Origin of the sequence: Kitasatospora sp. NPDC004723, from assembly GCF_040609255.1 — a bacterium.
In the GTDB taxonomy this organism is placed as follows: domain Bacteria; phylum Actinomycetota; class Actinomycetes; order Streptomycetales; family Streptomycetaceae; genus Kitasatospora.
Genome location: NZ_JBEXJT010000066.1, coordinates 16,439 through 34,879, shown reverse-complemented (window position 1 = coordinate 34,879; position 18,441 = coordinate 16,439). Strand labels below are relative to the sequence as shown.

18 protein-coding genes, 1 tRNA gene and 1 pseudogene are annotated in these 18,441 nt (G+C 73.1%); 13 read left to right on the top strand and 7 right to left on the bottom strand.

Going from position 1 to position 18,441, the window contains the following annotated elements:
• Positions 1-159 (bottom strand): annotated as a pseudogene (locus ABZW10_RS36180) (ABC transporter ATP-binding protein); the annotation flags it as partial.
• Between the two features lie 416 nt (positions 160-575).
• Here ABZW10_RS36180 and ABZW10_RS36175 point away from each other — a divergent pair.
• The 3 genes from ABZW10_RS36175 to ABZW10_RS36165 all read left to right on the top strand — a co-directional run bounded on the left by ABZW10_RS36175 (position 576) and on the right by ABZW10_RS36165 (position 2,187).
• A tRNA-Leu gene (locus tag ABZW10_RS36175) sits at positions 576-657 on the top strand.
• A gap of 142 nt (positions 658-799) precedes the next feature.
• Positions 800-1,696, top strand: coding sequence for a Bax inhibitor-1/YccA family protein (locus ABZW10_RS36170; protein WP_355375097.1), 897 nt, complete (start codon positions 800-802; stop codon positions 1,694-1,696).
• A 92-nt stretch (positions 1,697-1,788) separates the two neighbouring features.
• Positions 1,789-2,187 (top strand): hypothetical protein, encoded by a 399-nt coding sequence (locus tag ABZW10_RS36165; protein ID WP_355375094.1) that lies wholly within the window; start codon positions 1,789-1,791, stop codon positions 2,185-2,187.
• Positions 2,188-2,325: 138 nt separating this feature from the next.
• Here the strand turns inward: ABZW10_RS36165 and ABZW10_RS36160 are convergent, their stop codons facing one another.
• From ABZW10_RS36160 to ABZW10_RS36150, 3 genes are all read right to left on the bottom strand, one after another.
• Positions 2,326-3,270 (bottom strand): hypothetical protein, encoded by a 945-nt coding sequence (locus ABZW10_RS36160; RefSeq protein WP_355375092.1) that lies wholly within the window; start codon positions 3,268-3,270, stop codon positions 2,326-2,328.
• Between the two features lie 302 nt (positions 3,271-3,572).
• Positions 3,573-4,793, bottom strand: a complete 1,221-nt coding sequence (locus tag ABZW10_RS36155; RefSeq protein ID WP_355375090.1) for an acetyl-CoA C-acetyltransferase — start codon at positions 4,791-4,793, stop codon at positions 3,573-3,575.
• 62 nt (positions 4,794-4,855) lie between these two features.
• The gene (locus ABZW10_RS36150) at positions 4,856-5,941 is read right to left on the bottom strand and encodes an SGNH/GDSL hydrolase family protein (RefSeq protein ID WP_355375088.1); all 1,086 of its coding nucleotides are present in this window, start codon (positions 5,939-5,941) and stop codon (positions 4,856-4,858) included.
• A gap of 199 nt (positions 5,942-6,140) precedes the next feature.
• On the opposite strand from ABZW10_RS36150, the gene ABZW10_RS36145 reads away from it, so the two are divergent.
• The 6 genes from ABZW10_RS36145 to ABZW10_RS36120 all read left to right on the top strand — a co-directional run bounded on the left by ABZW10_RS36145 (position 6,141) and on the right by ABZW10_RS36120 (position 12,037).
• Positions 6,141-7,544 carry a cystathionine beta-synthase gene (locus ABZW10_RS36145; protein ID WP_355375085.1) on the top strand — a complete coding sequence of 468 codons (1,404 nt, stop codon included), beginning with the start codon at positions 6,141-6,143 and terminating at the stop codon, positions 7,542-7,544.
• Between the two features lie 456 nt (positions 7,545-8,000).
• Positions 8,001-8,339, top strand: a complete 339-nt coding sequence (locus ABZW10_RS36140; protein ID WP_355375082.1) for a hypothetical protein — start codon at positions 8,001-8,003, stop codon at positions 8,337-8,339.
• Positions 8,340-8,517: 178 nt separating this feature from the next.
• Entirely contained in the window at positions 8,518-9,894 is a 1,377-nt protein-coding gene (locus ABZW10_RS36135; RefSeq protein WP_355375080.1) for an Ig-like domain-containing protein, read from the top strand.
• A gap of 123 nt (positions 9,895-10,017) precedes the next feature.
• Positions 10,018-10,578 (top strand): SigE family RNA polymerase sigma factor, encoded by a 561-nt coding sequence (locus ABZW10_RS36130; protein WP_355375077.1) that lies wholly within the window; start codon positions 10,018-10,020, stop codon positions 10,576-10,578.
• Entirely contained in the window at positions 10,575-11,468 is an 894-nt protein-coding gene (locus ABZW10_RS36125; RefSeq protein WP_355375074.1) for a hypothetical protein, read from the top strand. The genes ABZW10_RS36130 and ABZW10_RS36125 overlap by 4 nt, the downstream gene beginning before the upstream one ends.
• A gap of 68 nt (positions 11,469-11,536) precedes the next feature.
• On the top strand, positions 11,537-12,037 hold the full coding sequence (locus ABZW10_RS36120; protein WP_355375071.1) for a DUF1203 domain-containing protein: 501 nt from the start codon (positions 11,537-11,539) through the stop codon (positions 12,035-12,037).
• An 18-nt stretch (positions 12,038-12,055) separates the two neighbouring features.
• Here the strand turns inward: ABZW10_RS36120 and ABZW10_RS36115 are convergent, their stop codons facing one another.
• Both ABZW10_RS36115 and msrA read right to left on the bottom strand, forming a co-directional pair.
• A complete protein-coding gene (locus tag ABZW10_RS36115; protein ID WP_355375068.1) occupies positions 12,056-12,424 on the bottom strand; it encodes a cupin domain-containing protein in 369 nt (122 codons plus the stop codon).
• Positions 12,425-12,536: 112 nt separating this feature from the next.
• A complete protein-coding gene (msrA, locus tag ABZW10_RS36110) occupies positions 12,537-13,208 on the bottom strand; it encodes a peptide-methionine (S)-S-oxide reductase MsrA (RefSeq protein ID WP_355375065.1) in 672 nt (223 codons plus the stop codon).
• Positions 13,209-13,398: 190 nt separating this feature from the next.
• Between msrA and ABZW10_RS36105 the strand changes: the two genes are divergently transcribed.
• On the top strand, positions 13,399-14,553 hold the full coding sequence (locus ABZW10_RS36105) for a cystathionine gamma-synthase (protein ID WP_355375062.1): 1,155 nt from the start codon (positions 13,399-13,401) through the stop codon (positions 14,551-14,553).
• A gap of 26 nt (positions 14,554-14,579) precedes the next feature.
• Here the strand turns inward: ABZW10_RS36105 and ABZW10_RS36100 are convergent, their stop codons facing one another.
• Positions 14,580-15,068 (bottom strand): MarR family transcriptional regulator, encoded by a 489-nt coding sequence (locus ABZW10_RS36100; protein WP_355375059.1) that lies wholly within the window; start codon positions 15,066-15,068, stop codon positions 14,580-14,582.
• A 122-nt stretch (positions 15,069-15,190) separates the two neighbouring features.
• Here ABZW10_RS36100 and ilvA point away from each other — a divergent pair, with 122 nt between their 5' ends.
• The 3 genes from ilvA to ABZW10_RS36085 all read left to right on the top strand — a co-directional run bounded on the left by ilvA (position 15,191) and on the right by ABZW10_RS36085 (position 18,383).
• Complete coding sequence (ilvA, locus tag ABZW10_RS36095) at positions 15,191-16,402, top strand: threonine ammonia-lyase (protein WP_355375057.1); 1,212 nt, start codon at positions 15,191-15,193, stop codon at positions 16,400-16,402.
• A gap of 78 nt (positions 16,403-16,480) precedes the next feature.
• Complete coding sequence (locus ABZW10_RS36090; RefSeq protein WP_355375054.1) at positions 16,481-17,524, top strand: ATP-binding cassette domain-containing protein; 1,044 nt, start codon at positions 16,481-16,483, stop codon at positions 17,522-17,524.
• A 1-nt stretch (position 17,525) separates the two neighbouring features.
• Positions 17,526-18,383 carry an ABC transporter permease gene (locus ABZW10_RS36085; protein ID WP_355375051.1) on the top strand — a complete coding sequence of 286 codons (858 nt, stop codon included), beginning with the start codon at positions 17,526-17,528 and terminating at the stop codon, positions 18,381-18,383.
• Positions 18,384-18,441 lie beyond the last annotated feature (58 nt).

Here is an 18,441-nt window from a genome sequence, read left to right as displayed (position 1 = left end):
GGGGCCCATGATCGCGGTGAACTCGCCCTGGGGGAAGGTGACGCTGACGTTGTCGAGGGCGACGACGCGGGTCTCGCCCTCCCCGTAGACCTTGTTCAGGCCGGTGGCGCGGGCGGCCGCCCGGCCGGTGCGGACGGCGGTTGCGGTCGACGTGCTCACGGGGGTGCTCCTCGGGTTCTCGGCAGGCAGAGTGGGGCGCGCCGGTGGTACGGCGCGGAAGGGTGCGGGACGGCCGGGCCCTTTCGAGGGGCGTCCGGACGTACCTCCATGCTCCGCCGGATGATCATGGTTTCTCGTCGCTCCGCCGGACGGTTGGCCTGACCACCGCTGGGTGTACACCCAGGTGGCACCCTCCTCCTGCGGTATGACACCGACCCTGAACGGGAGGGCGGTGGCCGGATCGAGCGGGTTCGGTGGCCAAATCACGAACAGTTCGTCAGATGGCAAGGAAACATGACAACTTCCCCGCCTCGGAACATGCGAAAGGGGAGGCCGGGAGACTAGGCTCAGGGGTGGTCCGCACGGGCGGCGGAGCGCTGCTCTCCGCTCCGTCGGCGGGGCCGGGTCCGCAGGACGCCCAGATGGTGGAACGCAGACACGGGCAGCTTAAAACTGCTTGGCCGAAAGGCCGTGCCGGTTCGAGTCCGGCTCTGGGCACGTACTTGCCTGCGGGGACGCCCTCCGGCGTCCCCGCCGGAGGTCAGCGGCCGAATCCTTCTCGCGGCGGATGCCGATTTCTTTGCCAAGCCATTACCCTGGTGGTTCGGGCGGTGCAGTGCCGCCACGGAGGGAATGAGCAATGAGAAGCAGCAACCCGGTCTTCTCGCGGGAGGGGTCCTTCACCCGCGAGTCCGGCTACGCGGGTTTCGGGACCACCCAGACCCCGCCGGCCGGGGGCCAGTACGCCACCAACCCGTACGGCAACAACCCGTACGCCAACAGCCCCTACGCCCAGCAGCCGCAGGGCCAGCAGCCGCTGACCGACGAGCAGCTCGTCGAGATGTACAACGCGCCGTCCGCCGGTCCGATGGCGACCGGCCGGATGACGCTCGACGATGTCGTCGCGCGCACCGCGATGACGCTGCTCACCCTGGTCGCCGCCGGCGGCCTGGCCTGGTTCGCGCTGCCGGACCGCAACTTCGGTCTGGCCATCGGGGCCTCGCTGGTCGCCTTCGTGGTCGGCCTGGTGATCTCCTTCAAGCGGAGCGTCAGCCCGCCGCTGATCCTGCTCTACGCGGGTCTGGAGGGCTTCGCGCTCGGCGCGATCACCAAGGTGTTCAACACCATCTGGCCGGGCATCGCCATCCAGGCGGTGCTGGGTACCGCGGCGGTCTTCGCGGCGATGCTGATCGCCTACAAGACCGGCCGGATCCGGGTCACCCCGCGCTACACCCGGATCGGCATCGCGATCGCCATGGGCTTCGTGCTGCTGATGCTGGTCAACATGGTCGCCTCCATGGTCTTCGGCGCCGACATGGGGCTGCGCTCCGGCCCGCTCGGCATCGTGGTCGGCCTGGTCGGCATCGGCCTCGGTGCGTTCTTCCTCTCGCTGGACTTCGCGGCCATCGAGGAGGCGATCGCGCACGGCGCCCCGCAGAAGGAGTCCTGGCGGGCCGCCTTCGGGCTCACCCTGTCGCTGGTCTGGATCTACGTCGAGATGCTGCGGCTGATCGCGATCCTGCGCGGCGACGACTGATCCTCCGTCGCACCATCACTGCCGCCGGGCCCCGGAGCACCTGCTCCGGGGCCCGGCGGCTTTGGCCTGCCGGTGGCCCGTATGCTCGCGGCATGTCCGAGACGCCCGATGAGAAGACCCTGGTGGAAGCCGTCGACGCGCTGGCGGACCGGTTCCGCGCGATGCCGCAGAGCCGGCTGCTGGGCGCCGTTCCCGGGCACCCCTCGCGGGCGGCGGCCGGGCTGGCGCTGGCTCGCCGGCTGGCGGCCGCGGCGCAGGCGGCCGAGGCGGCGCGGTCGGGCGGTGGGGCGGGCGGGCCGCTGCGCGAGCTGCCGGACGCCGGCGCGTTCGCCGTCGGCGACCAGCTCGCGGTGGTCGGGCACGATCTGGCGGTGGCACTGGACGCGCTGCCCGCGGACGCCGTGGTGGCACCGGCCGACGGAGCGGCGACGGCGGAGGAGGTCCGGGCGCGGGCCCTGCGGTGGCTGGCGGAGACCGGCGCGGCCGTCTGACCGGCCGACCGTCCGGCGGTCGAGGGCCGGAGCAGCACAAAGCCCGGGGGCCGGCCGGATCGGTAACCCCTTGATCCGGCCGGCCCCCGGGCCGTTCCGCTGCTCGGGCCGGATGCCGACCGCTCAGGTGCCGACCGCTCAGATACTGGCCACCACCCGGTCGGCGAGCACGTAGACGGCGTCCTCGTCGGTGGAGAAGGTCAGCGAGTAGGAGCCGGAGAACCGGGAGCCGCCGAGCAGCCGGACGTTCTCGCCGGCCCGGACGGCGTCGATCAGCCGGTACGCGGCCTCGCGGTCGCCCGGGGCCACGCAGAGCGTGGTGCCGTCGGCGAAGGCGTAGACGTCCAGGGTGCCGAGCGGGCCGGGGCGGACGTCGACCAGGGCGGTGCCCTCCTCGGCGAGCGCGCTCAGCCGGGTGTCGGTCCACTCCCGGGACGGCGCCTGACTGGGGACGAAGTCGGGGTGCGAGGGGTGGCGGCGCGGGTCGGGCGCGGCGACCGGGGCCTCCTCGACGGCCGCCTCGGCGTCGAGCAGCCCGGCCTCCAGGCCGGTGGCCAGCAGGTCGGCCTCGCGGCGGGCCCGGGCGTCGCCGGCGGTCTCGGCGGCCGGGGCACCGGCCGGGTGGCCGGGGCGCAGCGGGGCGCCGCCCTCGGGCTCCGGCTCGGCCGGGCGGACGCCGCCCTCGTTGATGAGGTCCTCCAGCGCGGAGCGCAGCGCCTCGCCGAACTCCGGGTCCATGGTGCCCGCGTTGTCGGCCGCCTCGCTCGGCCCGGTCGGGCGGGGGAAGAAGAGCGGCCACTCGTCGGTGGTGCTGAAGACACTGGCGAACGGGGAGTCGAACAGTGGCGCGTCCTCGGCCGCGCGGGCCTCCTGCTCGGCCCAGAACGCCCGGGCCTCCGTGATCTCCCGCTCGCGGTCGGCCGCGAGGGCGGCGGCGACGGCCCGGCGTATCGCCGCCTCGTCGACGGCCGGGGCGGCGGCGGCCCGCTCGTCCAGCCGGCGGGAGATTCCCCGGAGGTGGAGCAGTACGGCGGTCGACACGGCGATCAGGATCAGCAGCAGGATGGTGTAGACGGCGCTCACGGAACGTACTCCTAGCGAGGAGCGGAACGGGGTTACCTCTCCACACTGCCGCATCCGGCCCTGTTACCGCAGTGGCGAATGTCCACTTTGTCGCCGACTTTCGTTCTTGTCCCCAAATTGTTAGGTAGTCCCGCTCTACGCTGCGGAGTTGATCCGCTCCGCACCGTCGATTTCCGGTCCGGAAATGACGCGGAAGAGGGCCGGATCGACCTCGCGGTGTGATCCGGCCCTCAATTACGCTGCGTCACTCCAAACGGGTGGTCTGGACCCTTCGGAGTTGACGGGGGAGGGGGCGTCCGGGCTCAGCTGAGCCGCTCGATGACCATCGCCATGCCCTGGCCGCCGCCGACGCACATGGTCTCCAGACCGAACTGCTTGTCGTGCCACTGGAGGGAGTTGATCAGGGTGGTGGTGATCCGGGCGCCGGTCATGCCGAAGGGGTGGCCGACGGCGATCGCACCGCCGTTGACGTTCAGCCGGTCCAGGTCGACGCCGAGGTCGCGGTAGGACGGGATCACCTGGGCGGCGAAGGCCTCGTTGATCTCGACCAGGTCGATGTCGCCGATGCTCAGGCCGGCCCGCTTGAGCGCCTGCTTCGAGGCCTCGACCGGGCCGTAGCCCATGATCTCGGGGGAGAGCGCGCTGACGCCGGTGGAGACCACCCGGGCGAGCGGGGTGATGCCCAGCTCGCGGGCCTTGGTGTCGGACATGACGACCAGCGCGGCGGCGCCGTCGTTCAGCGGGCAGCAGTTACCGGCGGTCACCGTGCCGTCCGGGCGGAACACCGGCTTCAGGCCGGAGACGCCCTCCAGCGTGACGCCCGCGCGCGGGCCGTCGTCCTTGCTGACCACGGTGCCGTCCGGCAGCGTGACCGGGGTGATCTCGCGCTCCCAGAAGCCGGCCTCGATGGCGGCCTCGGCGAGGTTCTGCGAGCGCACGCCGAACTCGTCCTGTTCGGCGCGGGTGATGCCCTTGAGGGCGGCCAGGTTCTCGGCGGTCTGGCCCATCGCGATGTAGGCGTCCGGCAGCAGCCCGTCCTCGCGGGGGTCGTGCCACTCACCGCCACCCTCCTCCGCCCGCTTGGCGGTGCGGCCCCGGGCCTCGTCGAAGAGCGGGTTCATGGTGCCCGGCATGCCGTCCGAGGTGCCGTGGACGCTGCGCGAGACGGTCTCCACACCGGCCGAGACGAAGACGTCGCCCTCGCCGGCCTTGATCGCGTGCAGCGCCATCCGCGTGGTCTGCAGCGAGGAGGAGCAGTAGCGGGTGATGGTGGCGCCGGGCAGGTAGTCCATGCCCATCTGCACGGCCACGATGCGGGCCAGGTTGTGGCCCTGCTCGCCGCCGGGCAGACCGCAGCCGAGCATCAGGTCGTCGATCTCGCGCGGGTCGAGCTGCGGCACCTTGGCGAGGGCGGCCCGAATGATGTGCGCGGTCAGGTCGTCCGGGCGGACGTCCTTCAGCGAGCCCTTGAAGGCCCGGCCGATCGGCGAACGGGCGGCGCTGACGATGACGGCTTCGGGCATGGCGGGCTCCTCGCTGAGTGGCGGCGGACAGGCGTCCGGGAGGAAAGTTACCGTCTGGTAGGTCAGTCGTCACCCGCCCCGGTGTGTGAGCTGGCCGACGTGTTCCCGGTGCCCGGAGCACCCCCCGCGGGCGGCTCCCCGGAGGCCGGGGAACCCGGCAGGCCGGCCCGCAACCGGTGGCGCAGCAGCGCCCAGCGACCGGCCGCGCCGGCCTCGCCGCCGACCGCCGCCACCTCGGAGCCGGACCGTCCGGCCGCGGCCGCCGCGGCCACCTCCACCGGCAGCACCGCCTCGCCCGGGACCTGCCCGTCCCGCCGGTCCTCCTGCGGCCAGAGGTCCAGCACGGCGCAGACCGAGGGCAGCACGGCCATCGCGGCCGTCGCGTAGCCCTGGGCCGAGGGGTGGTAGCGGTCGGCGGCGAACATCTCCGGCCGGGCCGCGAACTCGGGCCCGAGCAGCGAGCCGAGCGAGACGGTCCGCCCGCCCGCCTCCACCACCGCGATGGTCTGCGCGGCGGCCAGTTGGCGGCTCAGCCGGCGGGCCACCCAGCGCAGCGGCGGGCGGACCGGCTTGATCGTCCCGAGGTCGGGACAGGTGCCGACCACCACCTGGCAGCCGGCGGCGCGCAGCGCGGCGACCGTCGCGCCGAGCTGGCGCACCGCGAGCTCGGCCGGGCTGTGCCGGGTCACGTCGTTGGCGCCGACCATGATCACGGCGATGTCCGGGCGGTGCGCCAGGGCCTGGTCCAGCTGGCCGGCCAGGTCGGCGGACCGGCCGCCGGAGAACGCCACGTTGACCAGCCGGACCGGGCGCTCGGCGACCGAGGCGAGCCCCGCGGCGAGCAGCGCGCCCGGTGTCTCGCGGGCCCGCAGCACCCCGAGGCCGGCCGCGGTGGAGTCGCCGAGGAAGGCCAGCACCAGCGGCGGCTGCGGCGCGGCGGAGGTGTCGGCGAAGGCCTCGCCGTAGACGCCGTCGGCCTTGGGCGGGTCGCCGTCCAGGATGCCGATGGCCTGGACGGCCAGCTTGCTCTCGGTCAGCAGCAGGCCCACCAGGCCCACGCCCAGTACGCCGAGCCCGCCGCCGCCGTACGCCGCGGCGGTGGCGATCCGGCGGGCCACCCGGGCCCGTGACCCCTGTGCCGTTGACATCCGGTGCCCCCTTCGCGTCCTCGTGCCACCCGGTGAAGGGCCGCTCCCGATGCGTGTACACCCCTAGTACCCGCGAACGCCCCGGCCTACGACGGGGGTGGGCCGTTCGTGGTGCGCACGGGCCCTCCGGGGCTGCTGGTACGGCCTACGCTTTGCAGTACCGAAAGCCACTGCATGCCCACAGACCGGGAGGACCCCCGTGCGGTACCACAACTCGATCATCGACCTGGTCGGCAACACGCCGCTGGTCAAGCTGAACAAGGTCACCGAGGGGATCAGTGCCACGGTGCTCGCCAAGGTCGAGTACTTCAACCCCGGTGGCTCGGTGAAGGACCGCATCGCGATGCGCATGATCGAGGCGGCCGAAGCCTCCGGTGCCCTCAAGCCCGGCGGCACCATCGTCGAGCCGACCTCCGGCAACACCGGTGTCGGCCTGGCGATCGTGGCCCAGCAGAAGGGCTACAAGTGCATCTTCGTGTGCCCCGACAAGGTCTCCACCGACAAGATCAACACGCTGCGCGCCTACGGCGCCGAGGTGGTCGTCTGTCCGACCGCCGTCGCACCGGAGCACCCGGACTCGTACTACAACGTCTCCGACCGCCTGGTCCGTGAGACCCCGAACGCCTGGAAGCCGGACCAGTACTCCAACCCGGACAACCCGGCCTCGCACTACCACTCCACCGGTCCGGAGCTGTGGGAGCAGACCGGCGGCCGGATCACCCACTTCGTGGCGGGCGTCGGCACCGGCGGCACCATCTCCGGCACCGGCAACTACCTGAAGGAGGTCTCCGGCGGCAAGGTCAAGGTGATCGGCGCCGACCCGGAGGGCTCGGTCTACTCCGGCGGCACCGGCCGGCCGTACCTGGTCGAGGGCGTCGGTGAGGACTTCTGGCCGACCGCCTACGACCGCACCGTCGCGGACGGGATCGTCGCCGTCTCCGACAAGGACTCCTTCCAGATGACCCGCCGCCTGGCCAAGGAGGAGGGCCTGCTGGTCGGCGGCTCCTGCGGCATGGCGGTCGTCGCCGCGCTGGAGGTCGCCCGCGGGCTCGGCCCGGACGACGTCGTCGTGGTGCTGCTGCCGGACGGCGGCCGCGGCTACCTGTCGAAGATCTTCAACGACGACTGGATGGCCGACTACGGCTTCCTGCCGTCCGCCACCGACGAGGCGCACATCGGCGAGGTGCTGGCCCGCAAGGACGCCATCGAGCACGAGGGCATCCCGCAGTTCGTCCACATGCACCCCAACGAGACGGTCTCCGAGGCGGTCCGGGTGCTGCGCGAGTACGGCGTCTCGCAGATGCCGGTGGTCTCGCCGGGCGCCGGCCACCCCGACATCATGGCCGGCGAGGTGATCGGCTCGGTGGTGGAGAAGCTGCTGCTGGAGGGCGTCTTCGCGGGCGACATCCAGCTGACCGACACGCTGGACAAGGTGATGTCCAAGCCGCTGCCGGTGGTCGGCTCGGGCGAGACCGTCACCAACCTGATGACGGTGCTGGAGAAGGCCGACGCCGCGGTGGTGCTGGTGGAGGGCAAGCCGGAGGGCATCGTGACCCGCCAGGACCTGCTGGGCTTCCTGACCGGCAGCCGCGCCGGCCACTGAGTCCGGGGCACGGCCGCCGACCCCGACCCGGCGGCCGCGGACCTGCGGGGCGGAGGTTCCGTTTCCGGGCGAACTGGTACACCGGCGTCATCTCCGTGCAGCACGGGCTTAACACGGCTGCGGCATCGTTGTGCTCACGGCAAGACGCCGAGCGAGACGGCGGTGACCGACCGGGAGCGGCTCCCCGGCGGCGCGGCCGTCTCGGGCACGACGGCCGGTCCTGATCCGGTCGGTGGTGTCCCTGCCCGCGGAGGCGCCGTCGTCCCGCCCCGGTCCGGCTCCGGCCGGCTGCCAGGGGGTGGCGGCTCCCGGGCGACCGCGCCGCTTGGCGCGTCTCCGTGGCTCCCGGGTGGGGGAGCCCCGCGGAGGCGGCGGGCCCGGTCCCCTCTCCGGAGGGGGCCGGGCCCGCCCACGTCCGCGCCGTCGGCAGGGCCGGTTTCCCGTAGTCTCACTGGCATGACCAGCACTGACACGACCGGCCAGGACGAGGCGCGCTACGTCCGGCTCAGCATCGAGCTCATCGCCGAGATCACCGACGAGGGTGCCCTCAAGGCGGCGGCCCTCCAGCAGGTGGCCGCCGACGAGTACCTCGACGACGAGGAGCGCGCGCAGTCCGTCGAGGCCATCGAGGTGGACCCGTCCGGCTCGCTCGCCCACTTCATCGACCCGCTGGCGCTGCTCGGCGACGTCCCGGGGGTCGAGCTCGCCTCGGCGACCTGGGAGTCGGCGAAGACCGACTTCGACCCGGAGAGCGACGAGTGGGACGAGTACGCGGTGGAGGAGTCCGCCGAGTAGGGCCTGCCCGTCACCGCCCGTGAATGCCCGGTTCCGCTCGCGAACCGGGCATTTGTCCATATTTGGCGCCGCGTTTCGGATTCTCGTACGATCGCAAGCCGTTGGTGATGGAACCGTGAACGCACAAAGTGCGTTTCTGTATCCGTAATGCCCGGATGATCAGCAGGGAGTGGGCGACGTGACGGCACGGGAAGGCCAGGGTCGAGGGACCGGCAGCAACTGGAGCCGGCGCGGTGTGCTGGCGGGCCTGATCGGTGCCCCGGTCCTGCTGCTCGCGGCCTGCAACGACACCAAGAGCACCGACAACGGCGCCGGCAGCGGCCCCGGTACCGGCGGCAACGGCGGATCGGGCGGATCGGGCGGATCGGCCGGCACGGGCGGCGACACCGGCGGTGCCGGCGGTACGGCCACCGGCAGCCCGCAGCCCACGCCCAGTGCCACCAGCACCCCCAGCTCGACCCCCACGCCGACCCCCAAGGTCTCGGCCGCCGTGATCACGGTGACCCCGGCCGACGGCGCCACCGCCGCCAGCTTCAGCGAGCCGGTCCGGGTCGCCGTCGCCGGCGGCACCTTCAGCACGGTCAAGGTCGCCGACTCCACCGGCAAGGCGCTGGCCGGCCAGCTGTCCGCCGACGGCACCCTCTGGACCTCCGCCGCCGCCCCGGCCAGTGGTACCAAGTACAGCGTGTCCGCGGTCGCCTTCGACAAGGAGAAGCTGGAGGCCGACGCCAACGCCGTCTTCACCACGGCGACCCCGGCCAACACCTTCGTCGGCTACTTCACCCCCGAGGACGGCTCGGTCGTCGGCGTCGGCATGCCGGTCTCGATCAACTTCAGCAAGCCGGTCACCGACCGCAAGGCCGTCCAGCAGGCGATCACCGTGATAGCCGAGCCGGGCGTCGAGATCGTCGGGCACTGGTTCTCCAGCACCCGCCTCGACTTCCGGCCGCAGCAGTACTGGGCCAAGGGCACCAAGGTGACCGTCAAGCTCCGGCTGAAGGACGTCCAGGGCGCCAAGGGCGTCTACGGCACCCAGTCCAAGGACGTCCGCTTCACCATCGGCCGGGCGCAGACCAGCGTCGCCGACCTCGCCGCCAAGAAGCTCACCGTCACCACGGACGGCCAGGTCAGCGCCGTCTACGCGATCTCCGGCGGCTCGCCCGAGTTCCGCACCTGGGGCGGCAAGATGGTGATCACCGAGCAGTACCAGCAGACCCGGATGAACTCCCAGACCGTCGGCCTCGGCAGCGAGTACGACATCCCCGACGTGCCGCACGCCCAGCGGCTCAGCACCTCCGGCACCTTCATCCACGGCAACTACTGGTCCCCGGCCTCGACCTTCGGCAGCCAGAACACCAGCCACGGCTGCGTCGGCCTGCGCGACGTCAAGGGCGGCCAGGACGCGAGCGCGGACGGCTACAAGTTCTTCAAGAGCTCGATGGTCGGCGACGTGGTCGAGGTCGTGAACTCCGGCGACAAGACCGTGCTGCCGTCCAACGGCCTCAACGGCTGGAACATGGGCTGGGCCGACTGGAAGGCCGGCAGCGCGATCTGACGCCTCCCGCCGGGCCGTCGTGGGGCCCGGCGCGATTCCCGCTGCGGTCCGGAGCGGAATTCCCGCCGGAACTCCCGCCCGGGGCGACAGAACCTCCGCCGCCCCCCGAGGAGTCAGGGGGGTGTGAAACGCGAGCAGAGAGAGCGCCTGGATGCAGAGTTCAGCGCCTTCGTGGTCGGCGTCGGACCCCAGCTGAGCAGGCTGGCCGAACTGCTGACGGGTGACCCGCACCGGGCCCGGGACGTCGTGCAGTCCGCGCTGGAACGTGCCTACCTGCACTGGCCCCGGATCACCGCGAACGCGGACGACCCGGCCGCCTACGTGCGGCGGATCGTGGTCAACCAGCACCGCGACTGGTGGCGGCGGCTGCGCAACCGCGAGTTGCCCACCGACCGCGCGCCCGAGCGGCCGGGACCGGTGGACCTCGCCGAGCAGCAGGTCCAGCGGGCGCTGCTGCACCAGGCGCTCGCCACCCTGACTCGGCGCGAGCGGACCGTCGTCGTGCTGCGGTACTACGCGGACCTGAGCGAGGCCGAGACCGCCGCCGAACTGGGCATCGCGCCCGGGACGGTCAAGTCCACCCTGCACCGGGCGCTGTCGAAGCTGCGTGCACGCCCCGAGCTCGCCGACCGCACCGGCGGTCCGGCGGGCCACGACCCGAGTGACATCGAGGTGGCGGTATGAGCGACGGCACGAGTTTCGAACGGCGGCTCGACGAGCTGCTCAAGCAGGAGGGCCGGACGGCTGCTCCCGAGCCGGTGGCGGTGATCGCCGGGGCGCGCCGGCGCGGGGCCCGACGCAGGGTCGGCGCGGGGGCGGCCGTGCTGGCCGTGGCGGTGATCGCCGGCGGCACGGCGCTGACGCTGGGGGACGGTCGGTCGGGCGGGGTGGTGACGGCGGCGGGGGCACCGACGGCCGTCGGGCTGCCTGGCGTCAGCCCTCTGCCTGACCTGGGCACCCCCATCCCGGTCGACGGGCCGGCGCCCGCACGTGTGTCGCCCGTCGCGCCGGAGGCGTCCGGGCCCGGCGAGCAGCCCGGTGCCCGGCCGAAGCAGTGGCCGGAATCGCCGGTCAAACAGGTGGCGCCCGGCGAGCGGGTCGCCATCGTCGAGGACTTCCGGATGAGCGTCACCGCGACCGAGTCCTGCGTCGAGCAGGGGGAGAGTGTCGTCGGTGAGGGGGGCAGACCGGTCGGCTGCCGAGACGCGACCAGTGACAACCTTGACCACAGCCGGCCCAACATCACCGCGCAGAGCGCCGGTGGCACGAACCGGACCGTGGTGACCGGAATGTACCTGGGCCCGGTGGCGCCGGCCCGGATCGTGGTCGAACTCAAGGGCACGCAGGTCACTGCCACCCTGGTCACCACTCCCGGGATGAAGAGCTGGACCGCCTATTACGCGGTTGTCCCCGGCGTCGTCCTCTCGTCCTCCGGTCCAAACGGGCCCCGCGGTTCCGCCGCCGTCGCGGCGTGGGCGGCCGACGGGACGAGGCTCGCGGACCTGATCGATCCACGCAGGCCGGACCCCTGGGCCACCGTCGGCAGCGGGACGGGTACGCCGTCCGCGGGCTGACAGTCCGGGGCGAACGCGATGGCCGAAATCCGCCGGACTCGCGGTGGCCCGGGCGGGAGGGTGGGGGCATGACGACAACCTCCACCGCCCCGTCCGTGCTCACCGTCCGGCCGATCGACCCGGCCGTCCACCGCGACCTGCTGGAGCGCGACGACGCCGGGCGGGCGCCCGTGCGCTCCGTCGACGAGGAGGGCGGCGCCCCGCTGCGCTGCTGCCTCAGCAGGGCGCGGGCCGGGGAGCGGATCGCCCTGGTGAGCTACGCGCCGCTGCGGCGCTGGGCCGCCGAGACGGGGGCCGAGCCCGGCCCGTACGACGAGGTCGGCCCGGTCTTCGTGCACGACGGCCCGTGCGCCGGCCCGGCCGGAGAGGGCTGGCCGGAGGGCTTCCACGGCGGCCGGCGGGTGGTGCGCGCGTACGGCCGGCGCGGGAACATCCTCGGCGGCGAGCTGGTCGTGCCGGAGACCGCCGAGGCGGTCGCGGCGCGGCTGCTCACCGACCCGGAGGTGGCCGTGCTGCACGTGCGGGCGATGGACTTCGGGTGCTTCATGCACGAGGTCCGGCGGGGCTGACCGCCGCCGGCCGGGTGCTCACGAGCGCCGGGCGTAGTCGCCGAAGCCCTGCCAGTCCACGACGACCATCGGCTCGTCGCCGATCACCCAGGCGTCGTGGCCGGGCGGGCAGAGCATGAAGTCGCCGGGACCGAACTCGGCCGCCTCGCCGTCGTCCATGACGATCTTCATGCGGCCGGAGACGACGTAGCCGACGTGGGCCGCCTGGCAGCTGTCGGTCTTGGCGATCGGCTTGACGTGCTCGGACCACTTCCAGCCGGGCTGGAAGACCGCCCGGCCGACGGCTCCGCCGTCCAGGTTGACCAGGCGCAGCTCGCCCTTGTCCGCCTCGAACGGGCGGATCTCCTCGGGATCGGTGTCGAAGTTCCTGCGGATGAGACCGGCCATGAGGTGCTCCTCGGGACAGGGGCGGCCCCGTCACCAGGGACGGTGGCGGGGCCGCCCTACCGGTCCTTCCAGTCTGCGCCCGCGGGGCCGGGGCTGGGAACCCTGAGTGACCTCAGCCCTCGGCGCCCGTGCGGGCCACCCCGATCGGGCAGCTGGCGCCGGTGCCGCCGAGGCCGCAGTAGCCGTTGGGGTTCTTGGCGTCCGAGAGGTACTGCTGGTGGTACGGCTCGGCCGGGTAGAACGGGCCGGCCGGGGCGATCTCGGTGGTGACCGGGCCGAGGCCGAGCGCGGTCAGCGCCGGCTGGAAGGCGTCCCGGGTGGCGGTCGCGGCGGCGGCCTGGGCCGGGGAGTGGGTGTAGACCGCGGAGCGGTACTGGGTGCCCACGTCGTTGCCCTGGCGGTTGCCCTGGGTCGGGTCGTGCGCCTCCCAGAAGGTCTTCAGCAGCCGCTCGTAGGAGACCACCGCGGGGTCGTACACCACCCGGACCGCCTCGGTGTGCCCGGTCAGGCCGCTGCACACCTCCTCGTACGTCGGGTTCGGGGTGTGGCCGCCCTGGTAGCCGACCAGCGTCGTCCAGACGCCGGGCAGCCGCCAGAACGTCCGCTCGGCGCCCCAGAAGCACCCCAGGCCGAAGTCCGCGACCTCAAGACCCTCGGGGTACGGGCCGGTCAGCGGGTGACCGAGCACGGTGTGCGGCTCGCGCAGGGTGAACGCCGGGGCCGGGCGGCCGGGCAGGGCTTGGTCGGCGGGGACGAGCGAGGTCTTGTGGCGGTTGAACAGCACGGCCTGCTCCAACGGGTTCGGGGAGTGTTGCGCAGGTTCCAACGCGGCCGGACGGCCGGGGATTCCGGGCGCCCCACGGTGTCCCCCGGGCGACGTCCCGACGGCGTCCCGACGGTGCCCCGGTGCCGCTCCGGCGGGGCGCCCGCGTCTCGCGGACGGCACCCGGCGGTTCGCCGACTACGCTCGGAGCATGACCGAGCACCAGCTTCCCCAGGGCTTCGAGACCCTCGCCATCCACGCGGGTCAGGAAGCAGACCCCCAGACCGGGGCCGTCGTCACGCCGATCTACCAGGTGTCCACCTACAAGCAGGACGGGGTGGGCGGCCTGCGGGGCGGTTACGAGTACAGCCGCAGCGCCAACCCGACCCGTACCGCGCTGGAGGAGTGCCTCGCCGCGCTGGAGGGCGGCTCCCGCGGCCTCGCCTTCGCCTCCGGCCTCGCCGCCGAGGACACCCTGCTGCGCACCGTCCTCAAGCCGGGCGACCACATCGTCATCCCCAACGACGCCTACGGCGGCACCTTCCGGCTCTTCGCCAAGGTGCTGACCCGCTGGGGCGTCGAGTTCTCGGTGGCCAACACCCAGGACCTCGCCACCGTGCGCGAGGCGCTGCGCCCCAACACCCGCGCGGTCTGGGTGGAGACCCCGTCCAACCCGCTGCTGGGCATCACCGACCTGGCCGCGCTGGCCGAGATCGCGCACGGCGCCGGCGCGCTGCTGGTGGTCGACAACACCTTCGCCAGCCCCTACCTGCAGCAGCCGATCGCGCTCGGCGCCGACGTGGTCGTGCACTCGACCACCAAGTACATGGGCGGCCACTCGGACGTGGTCGGCGGCGCCCTGGTGATCGCCGAGGCGGGCCTCGGCGAGGAGGTCGCCTACCACCAGAACGCGATGGGCGCGGTCTCCGGCCCGTTCGACGCCTGGCTGGTGCTGCGCGGCATCAAGACCCTCGGCGTGCGGATGGACCGGCACAGCTCGAACGCCGAGAAGGTCGCCGAGCTGCTCGCGAGCCACCCCAAGGTCAGCCAGGTGCTGTACCCGGGCCTGGCCGAGCACCCCGGCCACGACATCGCCGCCAAGCAGATGAAGGCCTTCGGCGGCATGGTGTCGTTCCGGGTGAACGGCGGCGAGGAGGCGGCGGTCGAGGTCTGCAACCGGGCGCAGCTCTTCACCCTCGGCGAGTCGCTGGGCGGCGTGGAGTCGCTGATCGAGCACCCGGGCCGGATGACCCACGCCTCGGTCGCCGGTTCGGCCCTGGAGGTGCCGGCCGACCTGGTGCGCGTCTCCGTCGGCATCGAGTCGATCGACGACCTGCTGGCCGACCTCAAGCAGGCGCTGGGCTGAGGCCCTGCCCGGGCCCGGGCGGCGCGCTAGGCGCCGCCCGCGCCCTGCCGGCCCGCCGTGTACTCCTCCATGGAGTGGTTGAAACGGGCCAGCAGGGCGCAGAACGCCCGCTGTTCCTCGGGGGGCCAGCCGGCCACCAGTCGGCGGGTCAACTCGGCTCTCCCGGCCCGCACTTCGGACAGGCGTCCGGCGCCGAGCGGGGTCAGTGCGAGCCGGACGGCGCGCCGGTCGGCCGGGTCCTGCACCCGGCCGACCAGGCCGGCCGCGACCAGCGGGGCGACCTGCCGGGTGACGGTGGAGGAGTCGACACCCAGGGCGTCGGCCAGCGCCTTGACGTTGGCGGGGCCGAGCCGCTCCAGCCGTTCGAGCAGCAGGTAGGCCGCGCGGACCAGGGCGGCCACCCCGTCGGATCCGCGGACCTGTTCCATGCGGCGGGCGAACACCGCCAGCTGGTACTGGAGTTGGGTGTGCACGGGTTCGGTGAGGTCGGTGGCCTGGGGCGAGGTCGTCGTCATCGCGGCTCACGATCGTCGTGCGGTGAGGAAGGCTCAGGAGCAGCAGCGTACGCGGGCCGGGCGGGCCCGGGAACAGGGCCGACGTCCCCGAACCACGTGTCGCGAGACTCTAGGCTGCTGTCATGCACAGCTGGCCGATCACCCTCGACGACGTCCGCGGCGCCCAGAAGATGCTCGCCGGGATCGCCCGGGTGACGCCGATGGAGAGCAGCCGCCACCTCTCCGCGCTGGTCGGTGCGCCGGTCCACCTGAAGTGCGAGAACCTCCAGCGCACCGGCTCGTTCAAGCTGCGCGGCGCCTACGTGCGGATCGCCGGCCTCTCGCCGGTGCAGCGGGCGGGCGGGGTGGTGGCGGCGAGTGCCGGGAACCACGCCCAGGGGGTGGCGCTGGCCGCCTCGCTGCTCGGGGTGCGCTCGACCGTCTTCATGCCGGTGTCCGCGCCGCTGCCGAAGATCGCGGCGACCCGGGAGTACGGCGCCGAGGTACGGCTGCACGGGGCGACCGTCGACGAGGCGCTGCGGGCGGCGCAGCGCTTCGCGGAGGCGGGCGGCGCGGTCTTCATCCACCCGTTCGACCACCGGGACGTCGTGATCGGGCAGGCCACCGTCGGGCTGGAGATCCTGGAGCAGTGCCCCGAGGTGCGGACCGTGCTGGTCGGGGTGGGCGGCGGCGGCCTGCTGGCCGGGATCGCGGCGGCGGTCAAGCCGCTGCGGCCGGACGTGCGGGTGATCGGGGTGCAGGCGGCGGCCGCGGCCGCGTACCCGCCCTCGCTGGCGGCGGGGCACCCGGTCTCGCTGGAACGGTTCGCCACGATGGCGGACGGGATCATGGTCGGCCGGCCGGGGGACGTCCCGTTCGAGATCGTCAGCACCCTGGCGGACGGCGTGCGGACGGTCTCCGAGGACTCGCTGTCCCGGGCCCTGCTGCTGGGGCTGGAGCGGCTGAAGCTGGTGGTGGAGCCGGCCGGGGCGGCCCCGGTCGCGGCGCTGCTGGAGCGGCCGGACTCCTTCGAGGGGCCGGTGGTGGCGGTGCTGTCCGGCGGCAACATCGACCCGCAGCTGATGCAGCGGGTGCTGCGGCACGGTCTGGCGGCGGCCGGCCGGTACCTGTCGCTGCGGGTGCGGCTGGCCGACCGGCCGGGCGCGCTGGCGGGTCTGCTGGCGGTGCTGACCCGGGTGGACGCCAATGTGCTGGACGTGGCGCACGTGCGGGTCGATCCGCAGCTGGGGCTGACCGAGGTGGAGGTGGACCTGCACCTGGAGACCAAGGGGCCGGAGCACTGCGCGGCGGTGCTCGGCGAACTGCGGGGCGCGGGGTACGTGGTCTCCCGGTAGGCCCGAACGGGGGATCCGGGGCAGAGTGGGACGGAGTACGCAGTTCCGCCCGTTCCTCCGAGGAGATGAGGCAGGCCCATGGCGCCAGCCATCCAAGCCGAGAACCTGGTCAAGACCTTCGGTGACGTACGAGCCCTGGACGGTGTCAGCCTCGACGTCCCCGAGGGCACGGTGCTCGGGCTGCTGGGCCCGAACGGTGCCGGCAAGACCACCACCGTGCGCGTGCTCACCACGCTGCTCCAGCCCGACTCCGGCGGTGCGACGGTGGCCGGCGTCGACGTCCTCAAGCACCCGAACCGCGTCCGCAGCCTGATCGGCCTCTCCGGCCAGTACGCGGCGGTCGACGAGTACCTCACCGGCTTCGAGAACCTCCAGATGGTCGGCGAGCTGTACCAGATGCCGGCCCGTGCGGCGAAGGCCAGGGCGCTCGAACTGCTGGAGTGGTTCAACCTCACCGAGGCCAAGGACCGCACCGCCAAGACCTACTCCGGCGGCATGCGCCGACGCCTGGACCTCGCCGCGGCGCTGGTCGTCCGCCCGCCGGTGATGTTCCTGGACGAGCCCACCACCGGCCTCGACCCGCGCAACCGGCTCGCCCTGTGGGAGGTCATCGAGACGCTGGTCGAGCAGGGCACCACGCTGCTGCTCACCACCCAGTACCTGGAGGAGGCCGACCGGCTCGCCCACGACATCGCCGTGGTCGACCATGGCAGGGTGATCGCGCGCGGCACCGCCGACCAGCTCAAGGCGCAGATCGGCGGCGAGCGGATCGAGGTCGTGGTGCAGCGGCCCGACCTGGTCGGCGAGGCGCTCGCGGCGCTCTCCGCCCACGCGCTCGGCGAGCCGGCCGTGGAGAAGAACACCCGGCGGATCACCGTCCCGGTCAGCGGCGGCGCCCGGGTGCTCGCCGACGTGATCCGCGAGCTGGACGCCCGCTCGATCCAGATCGACGACATCGGCCTGCGCCGGCCGACCCTGGACGACGTCTTCCTCTCGCTCACCGGCCACCACACCGAGACCGAGGACGAGGACGGCGCCGCCGGGGGCAAGGGTCGCGGGCGGGGCGGCGGCTCCGGTTCCGGCACCGGCAAGCAGGCGGTTCCGGCCGGGAAGGAGGTCTGAGATGGCCACCGCGACCGAGCACGCCATCGGCGGGGCGGTACCCAGGCAGCGCCGGGGCGTGGACGCCGTGCGGCACGACTCCTGGGTGGTCGCCCGGCGCAACCTGCGCCGGATGACCCGGATCCCCGAGATCCTGGTGTTCGGCCTGATGCAGCCGGTCATGTTCGTGCTGCTGTTCTCGTACGTCATGGGCGGCGCGATCAAGATCCCCGGGGCGCAGTCCAGCTCCTCGGCGTACATCCAGTTCCTGATGGCGGGCATCTTCGCCCAGACCGTCACCTTCGCGGTGGCCGGCGCCTCGGCGGGCATCGCCGAGGACATGTCCAAGGGGCTGGTCGACCGGTTCCGCTCGCTGCCGATGGCCCGCTCGGCGGTGCTGGTCGGCCGCACCCTGGCCGACCTCTGCCAGACCGCGTTCATCCTGGTGGTGCTGGCCCTGGTGGCGCTGCTGGTCGGCTGGCGGATCCACAACGGGCTGCTGTCCGCGCTGGGCGCGTTCGGGCTGCTGCTCCTGCTCGGCTACGCCTTCTCCTGGATCGGCGCGCTGATCGGCCTGTCGGTGCGCAGCCCGGAGGCGGCCACCTCGGCCGGGCTGATCTGGCTCTTCCCGCTGACCTTCGTCTCCAACGCCTTCGTGCCGGTCAGCTCGATGCCGGGCTGGCTGCAGGGGGTCGCCTACTGGAACCCGTTCAGCGCCACCGTGCAGGCCTGCCGCAACCTGTTCGGCAACCAGGTGGGCCCGGTGGACGACGTGTGGCCGATGCAGCACGCCGAGCTGGTGTCGGTGCTCTGGTCGGTGGTGATCACCGCGGTGTTCTCCTGGCTGTCGGTGCGCAAGTACCGCTCCTCCACCCGCTGACCGGCGGCCCGGACGCGTGCGGGCGGACGCGCGAAGGCGGCCGCGGGAATCCGCGGCC

Bases quoted from the DNA above. Each gene is read 5' to 3' on its own strand.
- ABZW10_RS36170 (WP_355375097.1), top strand. From the start codon at position 800: ATGAGAAGCAGCAACCCGGTCTTCTCGCGGGAGGGGTCCTTCACCCGC.
- ABZW10_RS36165 (WP_355375094.1), top strand. From the start codon at position 1,789: ATGTCCGAGACGCCCGATGAGAAGACCCTGGTGGAAGCCGTCGACGCG.
- ABZW10_RS36155 (WP_355375090.1), bottom strand. From the start codon at position 4,793: ATGCCCGAAGCCGTCATCGTCAGCGCCGCCCGTTCGCCGATCGGCCGG.
- ABZW10_RS36150 (WP_355375088.1), bottom strand. From the start codon at position 5,941: ATGTCAACGGCACAGGGGTCACGGGCCCGGGTGGCCCGCCGGATCGCC.
- ABZW10_RS36140 (WP_355375082.1), top strand. From the start codon at position 8,001: ATGACCAGCACTGACACGACCGGCCAGGACGAGGCGCGCTACGTCCGG.
- ABZW10_RS36125 (WP_355375074.1), top strand. From the start codon at position 10,575: ATGAGCGACGGCACGAGTTTCGAACGGCGGCTCGACGAGCTGCTCAAG.
- ABZW10_RS36120 (WP_355375071.1), top strand. From the start codon at position 11,537: ATGACGACAACCTCCACCGCCCCGTCCGTGCTCACCGTCCGGCCGATC.
- ABZW10_RS36115 (WP_355375068.1), bottom strand. From the start codon at position 12,424: ATGGCCGGTCTCATCCGCAGGAACTTCGACACCGATCCCGAGGAGATC.
- ABZW10_RS36105 (WP_355375062.1), top strand. From the start codon at position 13,399: ATGACCGAGCACCAGCTTCCCCAGGGCTTCGAGACCCTCGCCATCCAC.
- ABZW10_RS36100 (WP_355375059.1), bottom strand. From the start codon at position 15,068: ATGACGACGACCTCGCCCCAGGCCACCGACCTCACCGAACCCGTGCAC.
- ilvA (WP_355375057.1), top strand. From the start codon at position 15,191: ATGCACAGCTGGCCGATCACCCTCGACGACGTCCGCGGCGCCCAGAAG.
- ABZW10_RS36090 (WP_355375054.1), top strand. From the start codon at position 16,481: ATGGCGCCAGCCATCCAAGCCGAGAACCTGGTCAAGACCTTCGGTGAC.
- ABZW10_RS36085 (WP_355375051.1), top strand. From the start codon at position 17,526: ATGGCCACCGCGACCGAGCACGCCATCGGCGGGGCGGTACCCAGGCAG.